Annotated in this window: 18 protein-coding genes; 7 read left to right on the forward strand and 11 right to left on the reverse strand. The window is 44.3% G+C overall.

Annotated features, from left to right (window positions below; translation table 11 throughout):
* The first annotated feature begins 74 nt into the window (after positions 1-74).
* Entirely contained in the window at positions 75-806 is a 732-nt protein-coding gene (locus NP165_RS14360; protein WP_257086414.1) for a dienelactone hydrolase family protein, read from the forward strand.
* A gap of 96 nt (positions 807-902) precedes the next feature.
* Here the strand turns inward: NP165_RS14360 and NP165_RS14365 are convergent, their stop codons facing one another.
* Positions 903-1,565, reverse strand: a complete 663-nt coding sequence (locus NP165_RS14365; RefSeq protein WP_257086415.1) for an SH3 domain-containing protein — start codon at positions 1,563-1,565, stop codon at positions 903-905.
* 55 nt (positions 1,566-1,620) lie between these two features.
* Between NP165_RS14365 and NP165_RS14370 the strand changes: the two genes are divergently transcribed.
* On the forward strand, positions 1,621-2,181 hold the full coding sequence (locus NP165_RS14370; protein ID WP_257086416.1) for a hypothetical protein: 561 nt from the start codon (positions 1,621-1,623) through the stop codon (positions 2,179-2,181).
* A 90-nt stretch (positions 2,182-2,271) separates the two neighbouring features.
* On the opposite strand, the gene NP165_RS14375 is transcribed toward NP165_RS14370, so the two are convergent.
* Both NP165_RS14375 and phhA read right to left on the reverse strand, forming a co-directional pair.
* Positions 2,272-2,604, reverse strand: coding sequence for a 4a-hydroxytetrahydrobiopterin dehydratase (locus NP165_RS14375; protein ID WP_257086417.1), 333 nt, complete (start codon positions 2,602-2,604; stop codon positions 2,272-2,274).
* On the reverse strand, positions 2,597-3,388 hold the full coding sequence (phhA, locus tag NP165_RS14380; protein ID WP_257086418.1) for a phenylalanine 4-monooxygenase: 792 nt from the start codon (positions 3,386-3,388) through the stop codon (positions 2,597-2,599). Before phhA ends, NP165_RS14375 begins: the two co-directional genes overlap by 8 nt.
* 224 nt (positions 3,389-3,612) lie before the next feature.
* On the opposite strand from phhA, the gene NP165_RS14385 reads away from it, so the two are divergent.
* Positions 3,613-5,604: an acetoacetate--CoA ligase gene (locus NP165_RS14385; RefSeq protein ID WP_257086419.1), complete on the forward strand. Its 1,992-nt coding sequence runs from the start codon at positions 3,613-3,615 to the stop codon at positions 5,602-5,604.
* Between the two features lie 55 nt (positions 5,605-5,659).
* Here NP165_RS14385 and NP165_RS14390 read toward each other — a convergent pair whose 3' ends face one another.
* Positions 5,660-6,238, reverse strand: coding sequence for a class I SAM-dependent DNA methyltransferase (locus tag NP165_RS14390; RefSeq protein ID WP_257086831.1), 579 nt, complete (start codon positions 6,236-6,238; stop codon positions 5,660-5,662).
* A gap of 145 nt (positions 6,239-6,383) precedes the next feature.
* Here NP165_RS14390 and NP165_RS14395 point away from each other — a divergent pair, with 145 nt between their 5' ends.
* Together NP165_RS14395 and NP165_RS14400 are read left to right on the forward strand one after the other, a co-directional pair.
* Complete coding sequence (locus NP165_RS14395; RefSeq protein WP_257086420.1) at positions 6,384-7,262, forward strand: LysR family transcriptional regulator; 879 nt, start codon at positions 6,384-6,386, stop codon at positions 7,260-7,262.
* Between the two features lie 197 nt (positions 7,263-7,459).
* Complete coding sequence (locus tag NP165_RS14400; protein ID WP_257086421.1) at positions 7,460-8,353, forward strand: cation diffusion facilitator family transporter; 894 nt, start codon at positions 7,460-7,462, stop codon at positions 8,351-8,353.
* A 72-nt stretch (positions 8,354-8,425) separates the two neighbouring features.
* On the opposite strand, the gene NP165_RS14405 is transcribed toward NP165_RS14400, so the two are convergent.
* Positions 8,426-9,460 carry an ABC transporter substrate-binding protein gene (locus NP165_RS14405; RefSeq protein WP_257086422.1) on the reverse strand — a complete coding sequence of 345 codons (1,035 nt, stop codon included), beginning with the start codon at positions 9,458-9,460 and terminating at the stop codon, positions 8,426-8,428.
* Between the two features lie 170 nt (positions 9,461-9,630).
* On the opposite strand from NP165_RS14405, the gene NP165_RS14410 reads away from it, so the two are divergent.
* Positions 9,631-10,494, forward strand: coding sequence for a DMT family transporter (locus NP165_RS14410; RefSeq protein WP_257086423.1), 864 nt, complete (start codon positions 9,631-9,633; stop codon positions 10,492-10,494).
* A 91-nt stretch (positions 10,495-10,585) separates the two neighbouring features.
* On the opposite strand, the gene NP165_RS14415 is transcribed toward NP165_RS14410, so the two are convergent.
* The 4 genes from NP165_RS14415 to NP165_RS14430 form a co-directional block, all read right to left on the reverse strand.
* The gene (locus NP165_RS14415) at positions 10,586-12,193 is read right to left on the reverse strand and encodes a methyl-accepting chemotaxis protein (RefSeq protein ID WP_257086424.1); all 1,608 of its coding nucleotides are present in this window, start codon (positions 12,191-12,193) and stop codon (positions 10,586-10,588) included.
* 379 nt (positions 12,194-12,572) lie between these two features.
* Complete coding sequence (locus NP165_RS14420; RefSeq protein WP_257086425.1) at positions 12,573-13,589, reverse strand: manganese-dependent inorganic pyrophosphatase; 1,017 nt, start codon at positions 13,587-13,589, stop codon at positions 12,573-12,575.
* A 230-nt stretch (positions 13,590-13,819) separates the two neighbouring features.
* The gene (locus NP165_RS14425) at positions 13,820-14,593 is read right to left on the reverse strand and encodes an ABC transporter ATP-binding protein (protein WP_257086426.1); all 774 of its coding nucleotides are present in this window, start codon (positions 14,591-14,593) and stop codon (positions 13,820-13,822) included.
* A gap of 3 nt (positions 14,594-14,596) precedes the next feature.
* A complete protein-coding gene (locus NP165_RS14430; protein WP_257086427.1) occupies positions 14,597-15,649 on the reverse strand; it encodes a FecCD family ABC transporter permease in 1,053 nt (350 codons plus the stop codon).
* 213 nt (positions 15,650-15,862) lie between these two features.
* Here NP165_RS14430 and NP165_RS14435 point away from each other — a divergent pair, with 213 nt between their 5' ends.
* Positions 15,863-16,945, forward strand: a complete 1,083-nt coding sequence (locus NP165_RS14435) for an ABC transporter substrate-binding protein (protein WP_257086428.1) — start codon at positions 15,863-15,865, stop codon at positions 16,943-16,945.
* A 99-nt stretch (positions 16,946-17,044) separates the two neighbouring features.
* Here the strand turns inward: NP165_RS14435 and NP165_RS14440 are convergent, their stop codons facing one another.
* Together NP165_RS14440 and mmsB are read right to left on the reverse strand one after the other, a co-directional pair.
* Positions 17,045-17,803, reverse strand: a complete 759-nt coding sequence (locus NP165_RS14440) for an SDR family oxidoreductase (RefSeq protein WP_257086429.1) — start codon at positions 17,801-17,803, stop codon at positions 17,045-17,047.
* A 9-nt stretch (positions 17,804-17,812) separates the two neighbouring features.
* On the reverse strand, positions 17,813-18,709 hold the full coding sequence (gene mmsB, locus NP165_RS14445) for a 3-hydroxyisobutyrate dehydrogenase (RefSeq protein ID WP_257086430.1): 897 nt from the start codon (positions 18,707-18,709) through the stop codon (positions 17,813-17,815).
* Positions 18,710-18,715: the final 6 nt, after the last annotated feature.

The raw sequence follows: 18,715 nt of genomic DNA on the forward strand, positions 1-18,715 counted from the left end.
CCTCTATTCTCGAAATTTAGACTTTCGAAAGATGAACACGCTTCTGGAGACGTTGCAATGACACGGAGTGAAATATGAAACCAGTACTAGCACTAAGCCTGGCAATTCTAAGCTGTTCGGTAATCGCTGGAGAGAACAAAGTTTACAATGTAAATGGTAGTGAATACGAGGGCTACTGGGCTGCTGTCGATGACAACGCGCCACTGGTATTGCTCATTCATGACTGGGATGGTCTCACGGATTATGAAGTGAAGCGTGCCAATATGCTAAACGACTTGGGATACAACGTATTTGCTGCCGATTTGTTTGGTAAAGGTATCCGCCCAACAAAAGTTGAGGATAGACGACAACATACAGGTGAACTTTACGAAGACCGAGAAAAACTCAGAGCCTTGATGCAAGGCAGCCTGGATTTCGCTTCAAAATTGACCAAAAAAACGCCTAAAACCGTCGTGATGGGATATTGTTTTGGTGGAGCCGCTGTTTTGGAGTCTGCTCGTGCTGGAATGAACGTAAAAGGCTTTGTCACATTCCACGGTGGTTTAACAACACCAGAAGGTCAAAATTATGAAGAGACCAAAGCCCCAATTTTGATTCTCCATGGTACAGCAGACTCAGCCATCACTATGGATCAATTTGCGGATTTAGCAGACGCATTAGAGGCTCAGCAAGTCGATCATGAGATGATCACTTACAGCGGAGCACCTCATGCATTCACTGTCTTTGATAGCCCTAGATACCGTAAAAACGCGGATGAAAAGTCTTGGAAACGTTTTGCTGAGTTTCTGGCACAAGTAACGAAGTAGCAGTTTTGAGTGTAGATCTTAACTCTCCCGCTAAGGACTCCCCCCTCTAGCACAATGGTTTAGATCTACGCTCACTTTATTCGCAGTAAGCATTTATTATCGGTAAAAAGTCTCGCCAGTCTGTACATCCAAGTAAATTTTATTCGCTTGTTTTAGGCCACCACAATAAACAAAATACACGTCCCGCTCACTGAATGTGACCGACCGCATCCACCCTTTTGTCTCTTCAAAATCTTCTGGTGTACAGGTTTTGTCTCTTAGCAGTTCTTCTGTCTTCCAGATAAATGACTCAAAATGCTGTTTAAAATCATCTGACGATTCAATATAGCTGCTTATCGTTTCGATACGCTCTTCTTTTGTGATCGTTGGCGGGACTTCTAACAACTGATCCATCGGCACCCACTCTGCCACTTCCTCTCCGCCTTCTTCATAAACGTAGTAGACAGAAATTCGCCCCCACCCATCTTTTTGTTCAAGAATATGAAGCTTATCCCCTTTGTAAGCCAAACTCTCTACAAAGGCGTCGTAGCTAGGATGTTCTCTTATGCCCAACTTTGCGACATTGACATAGTAATCTGTGATCGGCGCTTCTTTGATTTCTCTTATTTCAATTGGCTGCTCTACAGGTTTCGGTACAAGCTCCGTTTTTTCAGGCGTCTCTTGAGGTTCATGCTGAGGCTTCCAATAGAATATATAGTAGCCGCCACCAGCACACCCGATCCCAAGCAACAACAACAGAATCATGACTATCTTTTTCATATCTAGGCGGTAATTTCCTATACTTAATGCATGGCTAACAACTTTTGTATGATATATGAAATGGCGTTACTTCTTTTTAACTATAGCGGCAGTTATATCGATCTCTTTACCCAATTATGCGGTAAGCGAAGAGTGTAACGAGGAAACATGGAATCAAGCGCTCAATTATCAGAAAAAAGTGGATAGGTGGTACAACTCGCAAGCACGACAATTCAATGATTTTCTTAAAGTGCATAAGCAGCACGTGTTCTTGCATCAAGAATTTAATGCGCGAGAACTGGAAACGATCTGGAATCCACGCAAACGAAACCTACAAAGAAAGATCGACATGCAAATTAAAGCATCTGAAATCGTCATTGTGGCATTAGACGATCAATCAGACCAAATAAACGAAGAATCAGAGATAGTTCAATCGGCGTTAAGCCGCTGGCAACGCATTAGTCAGAATTGTGAAAAGGAACATAAAATAGCGAACGCCATTTCTAGCCTTAAATACATAAAATCTAACCAAAATTTGAAAGTTGAATTAGTGCAACTATTAGACAAAATAGACCGTGTCAAGCGCATCTATCAAACTGAGGTGGACACACTGAACTGGACTAAAAACGTCCACTGACTTCCAGTTTTTCGCGAAAGAAAATAGCCGAAGCCCATCGTGTAAACACAGGATTGCTTCGGCTATATCGTTTATTTAGATTAGATAATCTTAGTTAGGGAGTTTGTCGCACTTCGCTGCGCAAATGAAATCGTTTTGATGTAACCCTTTAATAGAGTGGCTCCACCATGTAACCGTCACTTTACCCCACTCAAGCAATATTGAAGGGTGATGGAATTCGTCCTCAGCCAATTCAGACACCTTGTTAGCAAACACCCACGCCAATTTATAGTTTTTGAAGGTATACACTTTTTCTAGCTGCGGAATATCGTCTCGCTCCACGATCTGCCAACCGTCTAACTCGGTCAGTAAAAGCTTTCTTTCCTCTGCACCTAATGCAACAGCGTCGCCGCTACACGATTCACAGCGTAATTCATCAAGCATGTGTCACTTCCTTTGGTTCAAATAATGGGGGTAATAATCCTGCTCTCATCGCTTGTCTTACATGGAACATTAAGTCCATTTGGCTTAGCTTATAGAGCTCTTCAATACTATCTAATACAAAATACTCCGGTTGCATAATATCAATGCGATATGGCGTTCGAAGTACGGTGTGAATATCAAACGTTTCTCGATGGGGTTTAGGGTCATCAAGCGAGTAGACGGTTTCGCCTGGTGAAGACAAAATACCACCACCATAGATTTTGCACTGCTCGCCTTCTTTAACTAAACCAAACTCAACCGTGAACCAATAAAGCCTTGCCAAATAAACACGCTCTTTACTTGTAGCGTTCTGGCCTAGCTTCCCATAAGTGTGTGTAAATTCAGCAAACTGAGGGTTGGTTAACATGGCGCAGTGGCCAAATATTTCGTGAAAGAAGTCTGGTTCCTGTAGATAATCAAACTCTTCACGCGAGCGTAAGAAGGTGGCAACCGGAAACTTCTTATTCGCCAACAGTGCAAAAAACTTATCAAAGTTAATCAGTGCAGGGACAGGTTCAACTTGCCAACCGGTTTCTCTCATCAACACTTCGTTGATTTCCGGTAACTGCGGCACTCGATCTGTCGGTAGATTAAGCATCTCTAAACCGCGCAAATATTCCTTGCAAGCGCGCTGTTTTATCAGCCCAAGTTGGCGGGTTACTAAGTCATGCCAAATCTGATCGTCTTCATGGTTCCATTCCACAAATCCTTTATCATTCACTGGCTTAGATACGTACTGAGTCATTGTTTTATCCTTTAACAATTCCTTTACAATTAAGCCTATCCTGATGTCTGAGTGGTGACAATCAAACGACACACATACGCCCCTTTACCTGTGTAACATTTTCTTTACAACTTGTGTTTTTTTACTTATTTTTCAGCGTTCTGATCCTGCATTGTTGTTTGACTTTGTCCAATTTTCATTCAAAACTTAATCGGTCAAATATGGATCAGCCAGACGAGGAAGTCATGTCAGATTGTGTAACATCACCAGTGGAGCCTATTTGGGTTCCGAGCGAAAAGCGTATTGAATCTTCTAACCTTCAGCAGTTTATTCAACATATCAATATCCAAGGACACCAATTCAAAAACTATGCAGAGCTCCATCAGTGGTCTGTAGAGTGCAAAAAAGATTTTTGGTTAGAGGTATGGCAGTTCTGTGACGTCATTGGCTATCGAGGTGATTGCATATACGGTGAAGGCTTAGCAAAATGGGCAGAATTTAGCACCAGCAGAGATACCATTTGGTTTCCGCAGGCACAACTGAACTATGCCGAAAACCTATTGGCTTACGCTTTTCAAGCTCCCCAAGACGTCGCAATCTGGTTCAAAAATGAGCGAGGAGAAACCAGCAAACTGACTTGGCAAGATCTGTGCGATAAAGTGTCCATCGTTCAGCAATGGCTGTCCCACAATGGCGTAGGTAAAGGTGATGTTGTCGCTGGCTACCTTCCACATATGCCAGAAACGATCATCGCTATGCTCGCGACCACCAGCTTGGGTGCAATTTGGACCTCCACCTCTCCCGACTTTGGTGTGGCAAGTGTTGTCGAACGATTTGGTCAAGTGCAACCAAAGATTCTGTTCTGCTGCAACGGCTATCAATTCAATGGCAAAACATTCGATATGCAGGAAAAGAATCATGAGATCGTGAAATCACTTCCTAGTATCGTCAACACTTGCCAAATTGAATACCTCAAATCCCAACCGGCCAGTGATTTAAGTAACGAAACGTTCTCTGATTGGGAAGCCATCTTGGCCAGCTTTTTACCGCGCGGAGTAGAATACAACCGTGTCGGATTTAACGATCCGCTGTTCGTACTCTATTCATCAGGCACGACAGGCAAGCCCAAATGTATCGTTCACTCCGTTGGCGGCATCACCATCAATCATCTTAAAGAACACCAGTTACACAGTGACATCCAACCTAAAGACCGCGTCTTCTACTACACAACATGCGGCTGGATGATGTGGAACTGGCACGTATCAGCCCTTGCTAGTGGCGCTACCTTAGTCATTTTTGATGGTAGCCCAATGTACCCCAACCCGGACGTACTTTGGCAACTGGCTCAAGAAGCGGAAGTCACCCTATTTGGTACATCCGCCAAGTACCTCGAAGCGTTGCAAAAGGTCGATTTCGCCCCTGGAGAGCATTATCAACTCGATCACTTAAAAACGCTCTGTTCAACAGGCTCAGTACTTTACCCTCAACAATTTGATTTTGTTTACGCCAATATAAAAGTCGACCTGCATTTGGCCTCAATCTCTGGCGGTACGGATATTTGTGGCTGCTTTGTTCTCGGCAACCCTATTTCACCCGTGTATCGTGGGGAGTGCCAGGCTGCGGGTTTAGGACTGGATATCGCCGTCTTCAATGACAAAGGGGACCCCGTCGTTGGTGAGCGCGGTGAACTCGTTTGCCGGAACAGCTTCCCTAACCAGCCGTTGGGTTTTTGGCACGACAACGGCGAACGCTACTACGATGCGTATTGGGCAAAGTATTACAATACTTGGCATCATGGTGACGATGTTGAGCTCACTCCATCAGGCGGTGTGATCTTTTATGGTCGCAGCGATACCACACTAAACCCAGGTGGTGTAAGAATTGGAACGGCCGAAATCTATCAACAAATCAATCAATTACATGGCGTTAAAGACTCTATCGCCGTTTCACGCCATGTTGATGGCGATGAAAAAATTGTCCTGTTTGTCCAGCTCGACAACGATTCTGTTTTAGATGATGAGCTGAAATCACAGATCCGTGCCACTCTCAAATCTAAGTGTTCACCTCGACATGTTCCAAGTGAAATCTATGCGTTGAGTGAAATACCAAAAACAAAGTCAGGAAAACTTGTGGAACTTGCCGTTAAGCAAGTGTTACATGGACAAGAAGTGAAGAACAAAGGCGCGATTGCTAATCCGCACGTATTGGAAGAAGTGGTTCAATTTTCACATCAATAACGCACCAAAAGAAAGCCCGGCGACTTGCCGGGCTTCCTTTCATTGTGATTAGACATCATTTTTTCGCAACGGCCATTAAGACTGTCAAAGTGCCTTGCGGTGTATCCACTTCAAATGCCGTTGTTACTGTCACTTCATCAAACCCAACGGAGCTTAATACTTGCTTAGCGTGAGAGAGTGTCATTCCACCCTCCTGACCATCTTGAGCCAGCCAATCCCAATGAACAAAGTAACCACCCTTATCAAGCAGGCTGTAGACAATATCAACAACATCTGAGTAATTCGGAAGGAAACCACACACAGAAGATGCGACGACAGCGTCAAACTGTCTACGAAATGCAGGGTGCATTGCAACAAGCCCACGAGTTAACATATCAACCACAGGCTCTACATTTTCTAACTCTTTTTGATCCAACTGCTCGATCATGGCTTCAGAGCTATCTAAAGCAACAATGTCTTTTACTATAGGAGACAGTTTTTGGCTGAGTAAGCCAGTACCACACCCAAAATCAAGAATGTGAGTACCTTTTAGATCAATGATATCTAGCAGTGACTCAAATGCTTTAGTGGCAAAAGCTTCTGTAGATTTTTCTTTTTCCCAGTCGACTGCGACATCATCCCAACTAATTGCCATCATGATCTCCCTATAACTTCTTCATTTGGCGCTTCCCAAGAGTATCAAAACTTCATGAAATTCCTAGCGTTTCAAAGCGGAAAACGGACAATCTGCGAATATTGTTGTACTATTCGGCTAAAATAAGACTGATATTGACCAATAAATGAACTTATCTCAAATCGAAGCTTTCTGTAGTGTTGCAGATACGGGCTCTGTCTCTGAATCGGCTCGCCAGCTTGAGTGCAATAGAACCAAATTGAGCATGGCAATCAAAGCACTAGAGAAAGATCTTAACATCGAGTTGTTCATCCGTAGTGGTAATCATCTTACACTGTCAGAAGCTGGAAAAGCGATTTATAAAGACTCGCAAAACCTACTGATTACCGCTTCTCGAATTCGACAAACCTGTGCTCAGGTGTCCGGAGAATTTAACGCAGAAGTTTGGATTGCACGTGACGACTCTCTCCCCGACGAATTATGGCAAGACCTTTCACACCGGTTAAATAATCGTTTCCCAGCGACGTCGTTTAACATTGTACTCGCCTCTTCTGGTGACTTAGCCAACCTCGTTTCCACACAACAAGTCGATTTCGCGTTTGGTGTCGACTACGATAGTTCAGGTGATCCGCATATCGAGTATCAACCGCTGGGTAAGATTCGCATGATGTCTGTCTGCAAAGCGGAAAATCCCCTCAGTAAACTCCGACGCGTTTCCGATGACGAACTTCGTAACTCGATGCAAGCGGTGATGGTCTATTTAAACGAAAAAGATAACCCCGAATTACAGCCTTTTTCCCTCCGACATATCGGTTTTTCATGCTTTGATTACATGCTCAACACCATCTTAGAAGAAGACGCTTGGGGGGTATTGCCCGAGCCCTTAATCCGCCACCTTCTAAGAAAACAGGAACTGGCAGTCATTAAACATACATACGGTTTAACCCAAGAAGATTACTGTATGTTTACCGCCGCAGGCATGGCTGAACATCCTGGGATGTCATGGCTCGCTGACAAGTTGAACGAGTATTTGTTTGACTTCTAACCTTATTTATCGGTATTCATCTCCACGAATATCAGTGAGTGTCAAAAATACTGACAGATAGATTTACTCATAAGACACTGAAAAATAACCAATTTATTTTCAACACACAAAAGCCAATCATTTTTCGTACAGAAGTCGTTTGTCAAATCCTCATAATTTGAGAAAAATATACATGTGTTTTGCGAAGAGATTCCACCATGTGTGCTAGGACAAGTTTAAACGAGAAAAGACTGCTTACCTTTTCAGCCCTTTTGGCATCTGGGTTTGCGGGGGGCGGTATGTTCCTTGGTTTATTGGTAGGCTCACTTGTCATTGTTTTTGACGGTGTTTATTCCCTCGTCAGCTTACTGTTAACATTATTGTCACTGGCTGTATCTCGCTATATTGAACGTCCGTCTCACTCCCACTTTCCGTTTGGTAAAGCCATCTTTGAACCGGTTGTCATTGCTATTAAAGGACTGGTGATTTTACTGGTCGTCAGCTACTCACTTTATGCTGCTATCGTCGCGATGTTTAGCGGTGGTCGTGAAGTAGACGCCTCTATCGCTACCCTTTTCGGTGCGGTTAATGTGATCGGCTGTGCTTATGCTTGGTGGTATATTGCGAAAAAATCTCAACGCTTTTCATCTGGTCTGATTGAGGCAGAAGCGACTCAATGGAAAATGGATACGCTACTCAGTGTTGCAGTAACGTTAGGGTTTATCTCCGCTTGGTTAGTCTCTATTTCCCCATACGCGGAATATGCTGTCTACGCTGACCCTATGATGATGATTTTGATGTCTTTTTATTTCATCAAAGTGCCATTTGAGATGCTTCGAGATGCCGTTCGTGAGCTTCTGATGATGACGCCCAGTGATGATATTTGTACTGCGGTAGACAAAGAAGTTACAGCATTAGATAAACAAATCTCACAGAGTATAGAGATCGCGGGGATTACTAAAGTTGGACGAGAATTGCGAGTTAATTTGGATGTGCGCGCGAATGGCAACGAGCTAAAAGTGGCCGAGATTGAAAAAACACGCCGAATCCTCAAAGACAAGCTTTCAAAACTCTCTTTGAACCTCAGCCTCACGATGAATATTGCTCGCTAAGGTTGAAACAGATCCCGCTTTAATAGAAGAGCAAACCCCAATATTACTGGGGTTTGCTTTTTTAGTTCACGATTATTGAGTTCTTAAACGTTGCCAATATTTTTCGTAAATGGCCAACGTTTCACTCCCTACATCATTAATGAATTCACCATTTTTCATATCTTCGTCTTTAGGGAAAATGGTTTCGTTGTATTTCAATTCATCTGGCAACAGTGCTCGCCCTGACTTTGTCGCAGACGCATAACCTAAACTGTGAACGATTTCCGCTTGGTTCTCAGGTTGATACATAAAATTGATAAATGCATGCGCCAACGCTTTTTGCTGACTGCCGGATGGAATCACAAAATTATCCATCCAAAGCACAGCACCTTCTTCTGGCATTACAAACTTCAGCTCTGGTAAGTCTGTTTGCCCTTGATAGGCATTACCATTCCATTGCATGCCAAGCGCCGCCTCACCAGACACGTAAGGAACATGCGGTGCGTCCGAGTTATAAAGCAATGTATTGTCTTTTAACGCCGCTAACGATTCGTACGCTTTTTGAATCTCTTGTTCATTTTTGGAGTTAACACTGTAGCCATTCAGTTTTAACGCCATACCAAATACATCTCGGATATCATCAATCAGCATGACTTGCTGTGCATACTGTTTATCCCAAAGCTGAGCCCACTTCGTGATAGGCGCATCAACCAAGGTTTCATTGTAACTGATGCCCGTCACACCCCAAATGTACGGAAGCGAGTAATCATTTTTAGGATCATGCCCTTGTCCAAGTAGACCTTCCATCGTATCTGACATGTTTGGAATCAAACTATGATCCAATTTAGCGAGCAAACCTTCACGAGCCATTTTTTCAATGAAATAGGCCGATGCAAACACCACATCATATCCGCTGCCCTTAACGAGTTTGAGCTTGGTATACATCGATTCATTATTCTCAAAAGTAGAATAATTAATCGTCACATCGTATTGCTGTTCAAAGGCTTTAAGCGACTTTTCTGGTAAATATCCACCCCAAGCGTAGACATTTATAGTTTCAGTACTGGCTTGAGCCACTGAAGCAATAGATAACGCACTAAAAACAAGTCCTTTGATAAATGGATTCATTACTTTTGTCCAAACATATCCAGCACCGCGCTGGTGGTCAAACGCATAATTAGGCAAATTGTCGTTCTTGAAAAGAAAATTATATTTATCATCAAGGATGTTATTCGTTATGAATCTGAGCAATCATTCGACTAAATTCATAACAGGCCTACTCTCTTATAAGGAAATGAATGTCGACTCTCATACTCACTGCTGTCGCGATGATCGCTTTTGCTGGAAACTCAGTGCTATGTCGTCTCGCTCTGGCGGAAGAAGCCATCGATGCAGGAAGCTTTACATTAATTCGATTAGTCACTGGGGCTATCACATTAGGGGTTATTCTCTTCTTCCGTGCTGGCGGCGACAGAGCGACATATCCTGGCCTCAAATTTACACTGCTTGCTGGCACTGCTCTATTTAGTTATGCGGTGCTATTTTCATTTGCGTACACACAATTGTCCGCAGGTACGGGAGCGCTGCTTTTATTTGGCTCGGTTCAACTCTCTTTATTGGGCTTGCATTGGTGGCAAGGTCAACATTTTCGCGGATTAGAGATAGTGGGCATTATTTGCTCACTCGGAGGGTTTGTGTGGTTAATGCTGCCCTCTGCATCACAGCCAAACCTCTTTTCGGCAATACTCATGCTAAGTTCTGGCGTTGCATGGGCCATGTTTACCGCCCTCGGCAAAACCATCAACTCGCCCGTTTCAGGCATTACATGGGGCTTTATTTCTGCCTCTGCACTCTCGATATTGTGTATTCCTTGGATGCTTAGCAATGCCACGGTTTCGGCGGAAGGAGTCATCCTTGCCACGCTTTCTGGATCGATCACATCAGCAATGGGATACGTGCTTTGGTATCGAGTGTTAAAGCAACTCACTTTGCTCCAGGCATCCATCAGCCAGCTATCTGTTCCGGTCATTACGTTGATATTGGGCGTCATATTGCTGAGCGAGGTCATCTCAATACGTGAAGTGATAACAAGCGTGGTAATCTTAGGCGGGATAGCCCTTGTCTTCGTATCTCGTTGGAACAAAAACAGTGGCAATGCTTAATTAAACACGCCACTGTTGTCGATACGCTCGGGTTTTGTCTGAGTTTTAAATGAATGGCGGTAATAAGCTACCGCCATATCAGGTCTACAGATTAAACGATGAACTTACTCATCAAACGATTGATTTGCTCAACATTAGACTTTATGTTTTCTCCCGTCTGATAAACGGTATTTACATAGTCTGAATTGGCATTTGTCACGTGCGAAACATTTTCTATATTGCGATTGATCTCCATTGAAACCTGACTTTGCTCTTCTGCAGCAGTCGCGATTTGGATGTTCATCTCGTTAATATCTGTAATATTCGTACCAATCACTTCTAAAGATTGCTTCACTTGCTCTACAGAATTCACCGATTCATTCGCGAGTCGACCACCAGACTGAATAACATCAATCGCCTCTTGAATGCTCTGTTGAAGTTGATTAATCGTTGCTTGAATATCTTCTGTAGATTGCTGTGAGCGACCAGCCAGTGAACGAACTTCGTCTGCAACGACCGCAAATCCACGCCCCTGTTCGCCAGCCCTTGCAGCCTCAATAGCAGCGTTAAGTGCAAGCAAATTGGTTTGTTCTGAAATACCATTAATCACATCGAGCATAGCGCCAATTGAAGTACTGTCTGCGCTTAGCTGTTCAATAACCGCTTGTGCTTTTTCCATTTCAGTTACTAAAGCGGTGATTTGTACAGAGGTTGCTTCACTTACTTCTCTACTCTCGAGTGACAATGACATCGCTTTTTCAGTGCCTGCTGCCGTTTTTGAGGTGTGCTGCGCAACTTCTTTCGCTGTCGCCATCATTTCGTTCATCGCGCTTGCTGCTTGCTCTGCTTCAACGAGCTGAGATGACATTCCATCCCTCGCTTGTTGCACTGAACGATGCAAAGTTTCCGTTGCGTCTGCGAGCTCATCGGTTGCTTTACCAACCGTCTTAATGGTCTCTTGTGTTTTCTCGACAAATCGGTTGATCCACCTTGCAGTCACACCCAATTCATCTTGGCGAGATTCATCTAATCGTTTTGTCAGATCCCCTTCACCCTGAGCGAGATCCTCAGCCATACTCGCCATCGCATTGATTGGTTTTAATACACCGTTGATAGCAAAGAAATACATGGCGACGAGAGTGATGACAAACAGTACCGTTGTTACATACATAGCTTGCTGAATTGCGGTGCTACTCTCAACTTGTTGTTCAGCATAGTAACGAGAGCGTTGAGTCACAATGGTCATGACGTTTTCGATTTGATTAGAAATCTGTTCAGACGCCTCATCGAATTCAGACATCATCTTGTTACCACCACTTGGGCCAAACTCAATATACGCATTGGCCATCACTTTACCCGTTTTGAAATAGCTATCTAAAGCAGGTTTGAGGTTCTCGTAGGCACTCGCATTCTCCTTATCAAGCGATGCCAATTCAGCGATGAGGTTATGCGCCTTATCATAGTGTTCTTGGGCGACATCAATACCGTCATTTAATCCGTCTAAACCTCTAGTTGCACTAATATCAGTTAACCACTGTTGAATCTGAATAATCTCAATCTGCAACTCGTAAGACTTAGCCACGGTCGGCTCAATCGCTTCACTGATAAGAACTGAAGACTCGTGAATACGATTACTTTGATAAAGCATAAAAGCGGACTGGGCTGTAAATCCAATCAACAACCAAATCAAAGCTATTGTTATTTTTCTTTTTATATTCATAACGTCCCTCTCCCCCCTGGCTAGTAGAAACTAGAGATTAACAATAAGTGATGAATAATATTCTCACTCTTTTCGGTTAAACTTTTACCACTAGTTCACCTGTTAGTCGCAATTTTCCCGTTCACAACGGGATACCTATCACTATTGGACTCCATTAGTGACCTATATCGTTGAAAGGCATCCATAAAGTTGGAACTAGCTTCAATCAAGTTAGCCATGCTGTGCCATGTTCTAAACAGAAAACTTAAAAAATCACTGGAAGGGAATTGAGATGAATTAAAAAAGGCTCAGCCACATTGTGACTAAGCCATTTATAGAGGTATTTTAAATTGTATTAACAACTGCCCTTTACTCTTTAGAAGAGCACGGGCAGGAACGGTTAAAGTGCTTCTACCGCTTTCTGAATCGCAGGACCAATTTGACGCTTACGTGAAGTAACGCCGTCTAGAACTAACATGTCACCTTTGATCTCTGCATCAAATGCGTTGGCAAGAATTTTCTCATCTTGCTTGTCAGCCCAAAGAATATTTGCACGTTTATTCTTGGTATCTGTAATTGAGAAAAATAGATAATCGAGTTCCTGCTCTTGTTTGTAAGACTTCATCGCTTTAAGGAAGTCTTCCTTGCGGTCAATGAGCTGTTGCGCCGTTAGCGTTTCCGCTACACCGATTCCGACCTTTTTGCCTCCGAATTCAAAATTCTTGTAATCCATGGTCAAAATCGTTTCTGCCGTGAAGTGACTAAGATCGGACTTTGCAATGAGCATCTGCTGACCAAAATCCTGAATATCTTTAACGCCTGCTATTTTCGCAAGCTTAGACGCATAGTGTTTATCGTACTCAGTCGTGGTGGACGATTGGAAAACGACAGTATCAGAAAGGATTGCGCCTAGGCCAGCACACGCCACAGATTTAGGCAGTTCTACATTCAACTTATCTGCGTTTGCGGCTAGGATTGTAGCGGTTGAACCCCACGCACGAATATCCATGCTCACAAGTTGTGGCATGCTAATCGGCTTACTACCCATGGCATGGTGGTCGATGATGGCAACAATTGAAGCAGGGTCGACCGAAGGTGCAAGCTGAGTTGATTGGTTAAAATCCAGTAAGCCGATTTGGTGTGAAGAGAAATCCGTTTTAATCTGTGGTGAATCGATTCCACAGTATTTAAAGACAAATTGGCTTTCAGGATTTGGAGCTTCAGTTACAGCGGGTGTACCGCCATAAATATGAGATGCAACAATAACAGAAGCCGCACTATCGGTATCAGGACTTAGGTGCCCTACCCAAACAAGGTTTTCTGTATTGTTATTTTTGATTGTTTCCAAATCCAACGCAGCGTTTGCAGCACAGCTAAACGAAGCAAGAATTGTCAATCCAAGTAGTGAGCGTTTCATTTGAGTCCTCAATATTAATTACATTTAGTGGGCAGGTATTACACATGCCATTGGTTGCAATTTAGATAGGTAAGAGGCTCAAATCATTAGATATTTATCTGCAGACCTGTTTTTTTCGACACGCTACACACTTACTAAATTCTCATTAAGCGTAGGAAAACATTATTTATTCTTCATTGGTGATAAATTGCACACTAATTAGTTGTATCAATGAGATAAATTTCCAGAACTCAAGCTGCCCTCTTGCGAATAGTGCGAACAAATGGCGTACCCATGTCGTCTTTAATCACCTGTGCATCGACATCATAAACACGTTGTACAAGCTCAGACGTCAAAATATCTTTAGGGTGACCAGACGCCACTAAATCACCCGATTTTAATACCAGCAAATTGTCCGCGTATTGGGCCGCCAAATTCAGGTCATGCAGGACCATAACGGTAATATATTGCTGCTGGCGAGTTTGGCTGACTAAATGATCGAGTAATACATGTTGATGATGTAAATCTAACGCGCTGACAGGTTCGTCCAACATCATAATCGTTGGCTCGCGCATCAGGGCTTGGGCAAACAGCACCATTTGACACTGACCGCCACTCAGCGTGTTGACGTTTCGGTTTGCCAAATGCGAAAGCCCGATACTCTCTAAGATATGCAGCGCTTGATGGAGGGTGTGATCGTCAACACGTAGACTCAGAGCGTCCATTCGCCCCAACAAGATGACTTCCGTCACCGTTAAGTTCACATCGAGATTAATATCTTGCGGCATGTAACCAAACTTGCTGCGCCACTTTGCCAACGACTTATATGACAAGGCTTCGCCGCCATATCTGATTTCGCCACCACTCAGTTTTTGATCGCCAAATAACGTTTTCAGTAATGTACTCTTACCCGTGCCGTTTGGGCCCAGAATCGCGGTCACTTGACCCGGTTGTAGATCAAAACTCATTTCACGGGCTAGGGTTAACGAGCCAATCTGAATGTTTACATTGTTTGCGGTCAGCATACATTAACCTCGCTTTGCGATAATCAGCCAAAAGAAAAATGGGACGCCGATGATCGCGGTGACAATTCCGATAGGGAACAGCGCACCAGGAACAATTACTTTTGAGAGCACTGATGCTGTAGAGAGCAGAAATGCACCAATCAAAAAGGAAAGTGGTAAGAAGAAACGCTGATCCTCACCAACCAAAATTTTGGCGATGTTTGGCGCGACAATTCCAACAAAGCCAATAATACCCACAAAGCTCGTGACCGTTGCAGTCATTAACGCGACAATAAACAGTGTTTTCAGGCGTAGCTGTTTAACGTTAACACCGACACTTTTTGCCCGTTCTTCTCCCAAACGCAGCGCCGTTAACTTCCAGGAATCTTTCATCAGAAACAGGAAACCAAAGACCACAACCACAGAGGTTATCAATAAGTTGCCCCAAGTCGCTTTCGATAAACTACCAAAAAGCCAGAATAAAATTTGTTGGCTGAGTTCTGGAGAGGAAACAAACTGAACCAAAGACAAGAGCGACTGGAAAAGAAACAAGAGTGCAATACCAGCCAAGATGAGTTGCCCTGAGCTGATATGGCGCATGGAAGCCAGAGCAAACAAGAAACAGGCCGCTAGCATGCAGCAAATAAACGCCCCGAGTGGCACTGCGTAATTGCTGTCTATCCCTAAAGATCCAAAGTAAAGCGTAATGGCTGCGCCAAAACCGGCTGCGGCCGCCATGCCTAACGTGTATGGGCTCGCCATATTATTATTGAGTAAGGTTTGCATCTCTGCCCCACCGACTCCCAACGCTCCACCCACAACGATAGCCATTAACGCTATTGGCAGGCGTAAATTCGTCACAATGACTTGCGTTGACGCATCGACCTGAAACGGTAAACCAACAAACTGTAATATCGCATGCAAAACACTTGTCGCATCCAGCAAAGATGGCCCCGTCATAACATCGAGTACCAGTGATACCACCAAAATAAGACAAAATGTGCTGAGAACAACCATGCGACGATGTTCGTGCTTTCTCTGTTGTTCAATGGCTTGTAATACTGCTTCAGACTGCATCTGACACTACCTGATTCTTTTCATTTATGGGTTATTTGCTACGGCTAAGATTGACGCTGGCGCTAAACAATTTATCGAGGTTTCAATTTAGTCCGCATACTAACAGAAATGATAATAATTTGCATAAGTGTTAGTAAATAAATTATCATCTCGACCAAATAGGGACTGGCAGAGCACGCTGGCGACAATGGATAAAAATCAAGGTTATCATCAATGTATAAAAATTTAGTTAGTATTGCTGCGCTCGCATTCAGTTCATTCGCACTAGCGGATATGACGACGGTGACGGATGTTCTGGGAAGAGAAGTCACGTTTGACGCGCCAGCTAAGAGAGCCATCGTGGGTTTCTACCCAGAAGATTACATGGCTATCGGTACAGAAGCTGCTTATGACAATGTTGTCGGCATGTCTAAATATATCTGGCAAGCACGCCCCGCTAACTGGGATCTTTACGTAAAACATCGCCCTTCTTTGGACACTATTCCGGGCATTGGTCGCGTAGATACCAACACATTCTCAGTAGAAAAAGTGATTAGTCTAAAGCCCGACCTATTGATGTTGGCAGATTGGCAATATAAAGGATTAGGCTCTGAGATAGAACGCATCGAAAGCGCAGGAATACCTGTTCTTGTCGTAGACTACAATGCCCAAACTCTTGAGCGACATATCCAAAGCACCCAATTGATTGGTGTCATTACAGGCCAAGAAGAGCGTGCCGAGAAAATCGCGGATGAATATCGCCAAAATATTGAACTCATCAACAATCGCTTAGCCTCTGCTAACCTCGAAAAGCCAAAAGTCTATACAGAATACGGTGCTTCTGGCATCAATGAAGTAGGCTACACGTTCGGCAAAAACATGTGGGGCGCAATTGCTACTATGGCTGGCGGTAACAATATTTCAGCACCTTACGTTGAATGGTGGGGGAAATTAAACCCAGAGCAGATCATCGCTGCCAACCCAGATGTTATTGTCATGACGGGTTATGAGTCAGGCAGTTCGGATGACGCGATGGTAATGGGACAAGGTGTTCAAGAAGATTTAGCGAAAGAGCGTTTAGCCGGATTTAAAAACCGCCTAGGTTGGTCATCAATTTCTGCGGTTCAAAACAATCGTATGTATGCCGCCTACCACGGCGCTTGTCGAACGATCATGGATGGCGCGATGATTCAGTTCTACGCCAAAGCCCTATATCCAGAATTGTTTAGCGATGTAAACCCAGAGCAGGCGTACTTAGATTTTTATAAAAAGTACCTACCCGTGACTCCAGAAGGTTCGTTTGTCACTCAGCTGTAGCGGCGCGACAAATAGATAAAAACTGTATTTCTGTAAATTGTGGAACCGTCACGTTAAAGAGCTAGCGACACCAATAGTCGCTAGCTCTTTTTTTTGACTTTACATTCGCATTCCACCATCGACTTCCAATACTCTTCCGGTGACGAATTCGTTCTTCAGCACGTACTTGATGGTCATCGAGATTTCATCTGCTAAACCTAGTCGGCCAGCAGGAATCATACTCACCAAGCGATCCATCGCTTCAGGTTTTATTTGATCGGTCATTGCAGTTTTGATGACACCCGGTGCAATCGCCACTGAACGAATGCCAAAACGCCCTAACTCTTTCGCCCACACCGTCGCCATGGTGGCTACCGCCGCTTTGGATGCGGAGTAGTTGGTTTGACCAATGTTCCCGGCACGCGCAACGCTCGATATGTTGATCAACACGCCTTTACTGTCGGTGTTCAGCATTACCTTGCTCGCTTCGCGACCGCACAGAAAAGTGCCTGTCACATTCACATCCAGAACGGACTGAAACTGTTCCAGCGACATCGTATTGATCTGACCATCTTTTACTTTAATGAACATGCCATCGCGCATAATGCCTGCGTTGTTAATCACGCCATTGAGCTGTTTGAAATCCGCTTCAATTTGCGCAAATGCAGCGCACACCTGCTGCTCGTCAGTCACGTTCGTCACATAAAAACGAGCGGTAACGCCGAGAGCTTCACACTCCGCTTTCGTTTCAGCCAGTTGATCTGGGTTGAGGTCGATAAGCGCAAGATGAACGCCACTTTCCGCCAAAGACAGTGCCATTTGTTTACCCAGTCCCTGCCCTGCCCCCGTGATCGCAATGACCTTATTTGCTAACTCCATAAGCGCTCCTTAGGCCTGATTTTGCTTTTGGTAGAACTCAAACAAGCTTGAGAAATCTTTTTGCCCGTTGCCCTGACCGTTGTGAAAATTAAACAGGTTACGAGCCAAGCTGCCCATTGGCGTTGATGTTTGACTGGCAACCGCCGCTTCCATCGCAAGACCGAGATCTTTCGCCATTAACTGGCTCATAAAGCCGCCCTGATAACCATTGCTTGCAGGTGTGTTTTCCATCACGCCCGGACACGGGTTGTAGAGCTCTAGAGCCCAATTTCGACCCGAACTTTGCAGCATAATGTCGGACAACACTTTAGGATCGAGTCCATTTTCCATACCCAAATTGAGTGCTTCACAGGTGCCGCTCATCAAAATGCCCAACATCATGTTGTTACAGATCTTCGCCACCTGACCGGCTCCGGCGTCTCCCGCATGAAAAATGTTTTTGCCCATGTGGCTAAGCACCGCTTTGGCTTGAACAAAATTCTCTTGTGAGCCACCAACAATAAAAGTCAACGTACCTGCCGCTGCGCCTGCAACGCCACCGGACACTGGCGCGTCCACAAAACTGATGCCACGCTGCTCTGCTTGCTCTCCAACTGATCGTGCTATCGCTGGATCAATCGTCGATGAATCAATCAGCAAAGTGCCCGATTCAACGCTATCTAAGATCCCGTCTTGGCCAAGATAAACGCTTTGAACGTGTTGGCTCGCTGGCAACATGGTAACGACCACGTCCGCACCTTGTACTGCCTGCTGAACCGAATTGGCACTTGAAGCGCCTAGTGCGGTAAGTTCTGCCACAGCGTTTGGATTCAAATCAAACACTTCAACGTTCAAGCCCGCTTTGAGTAGGTTCTTAGCCATAGGCGCACCCATGTTGCCAAGGCCAATAAATGCAATTTTGTCCATGTCGTA

This window comes from Vibrio japonicus (assembly GCF_024582835.1).
In the GTDB taxonomy this organism is placed as follows: Bacteria; Pseudomonadota; Gammaproteobacteria; order Enterobacterales; family Vibrionaceae; genus Vibrio; species Vibrio japonicus.

Bases quoted from the DNA above. Each gene is read 5' to 3' on its own strand.
- NP165_RS14425 (WP_257086426.1), bottom strand. From the start codon at position 14,593: ATGCTGACCGCAAACAATGTAAACATTCAGATTGGCTCGTTAACCCTA.
- NP165_RS14410 (WP_257086423.1), top strand. From the start codon at position 9,631: ATGTCGACTCTCATACTCACTGCTGTCGCGATGATCGCTTTTGCTGGA.
- phhA (WP_257086418.1), bottom strand. From the start codon at position 3,388: ATGACTCAGTACGTATCTAAGCCAGTGAATGATAAAGGATTTGTGGAA.
- NP165_RS14435 (WP_257086428.1), top strand. From the start codon at position 15,863: ATGTATAAAAATTTAGTTAGTATTGCTGCGCTCGCATTCAGTTCATTC.
- NP165_RS14415 (WP_257086424.1), bottom strand. From the start codon at position 12,193: ATGAATATAAAAAGAAAAATAACAATAGCTTTGATTTGGTTGTTGATT.
- mmsB (WP_257086430.1), bottom strand. From the start codon at position 18,709: ATGGACAAAATTGCATTTATTGGCCTTGGCAACATGGGTGCGCCTATG.
- NP165_RS14360 (WP_257086414.1), top strand. From the start codon at position 75: ATGAAACCAGTACTAGCACTAAGCCTGGCAATTCTAAGCTGTTCGGTA.
- NP165_RS14395 (WP_257086420.1), top strand. From the start codon at position 6,384: ATGAACTTATCTCAAATCGAAGCTTTCTGTAGTGTTGCAGATACGGGC.
- NP165_RS14405 (WP_257086422.1), bottom strand. From the start codon at position 9,460: ATGAATCCATTTATCAAAGGACTTGTTTTTAGTGCGTTATCTATTGCT.
- NP165_RS14390 (WP_257086831.1), bottom strand. From the start codon at position 6,238: ATGGCAATTAGTTGGGATGATGTCGCAGTCGACTGGGAAAAAGAAAAA.
- NP165_RS14440 (WP_257086429.1), bottom strand. From the start codon at position 17,803: ATGGAGTTAGCAAATAAGGTCATTGCGATCACGGGGGCAGGGCAGGGA.
- NP165_RS14370 (WP_257086416.1), top strand. From the start codon at position 1,621: ATGAAATGGCGTTACTTCTTTTTAACTATAGCGGCAGTTATATCGATC.
- NP165_RS14385 (WP_257086419.1), top strand. From the start codon at position 3,613: ATGTCAGATTGTGTAACATCACCAGTGGAGCCTATTTGGGTTCCGAGC.
- NP165_RS14375 (WP_257086417.1), bottom strand. From the start codon at position 2,604: ATGCTTGATGAATTACGCTGTGAATCGTGTAGCGGCGACGCTGTTGCA.
- NP165_RS14420 (WP_257086425.1), bottom strand. From the start codon at position 13,589: ATGAAACGCTCACTACTTGGATTGACAATTCTTGCTTCGTTTAGCTGT.
- NP165_RS14430 (WP_257086427.1), bottom strand. From the start codon at position 15,649: ATGCAGTCTGAAGCAGTATTACAAGCCATTGAACAACAGAGAAAGCAC.
- NP165_RS14400 (WP_257086421.1), top strand. From the start codon at position 7,460: ATGTGTGCTAGGACAAGTTTAAACGAGAAAAGACTGCTTACCTTTTCA.
- NP165_RS14365 (WP_257086415.1), bottom strand. From the start codon at position 1,565: ATGAAAAAGATAGTCATGATTCTGTTGTTGTTGCTTGGGATCGGGTGT.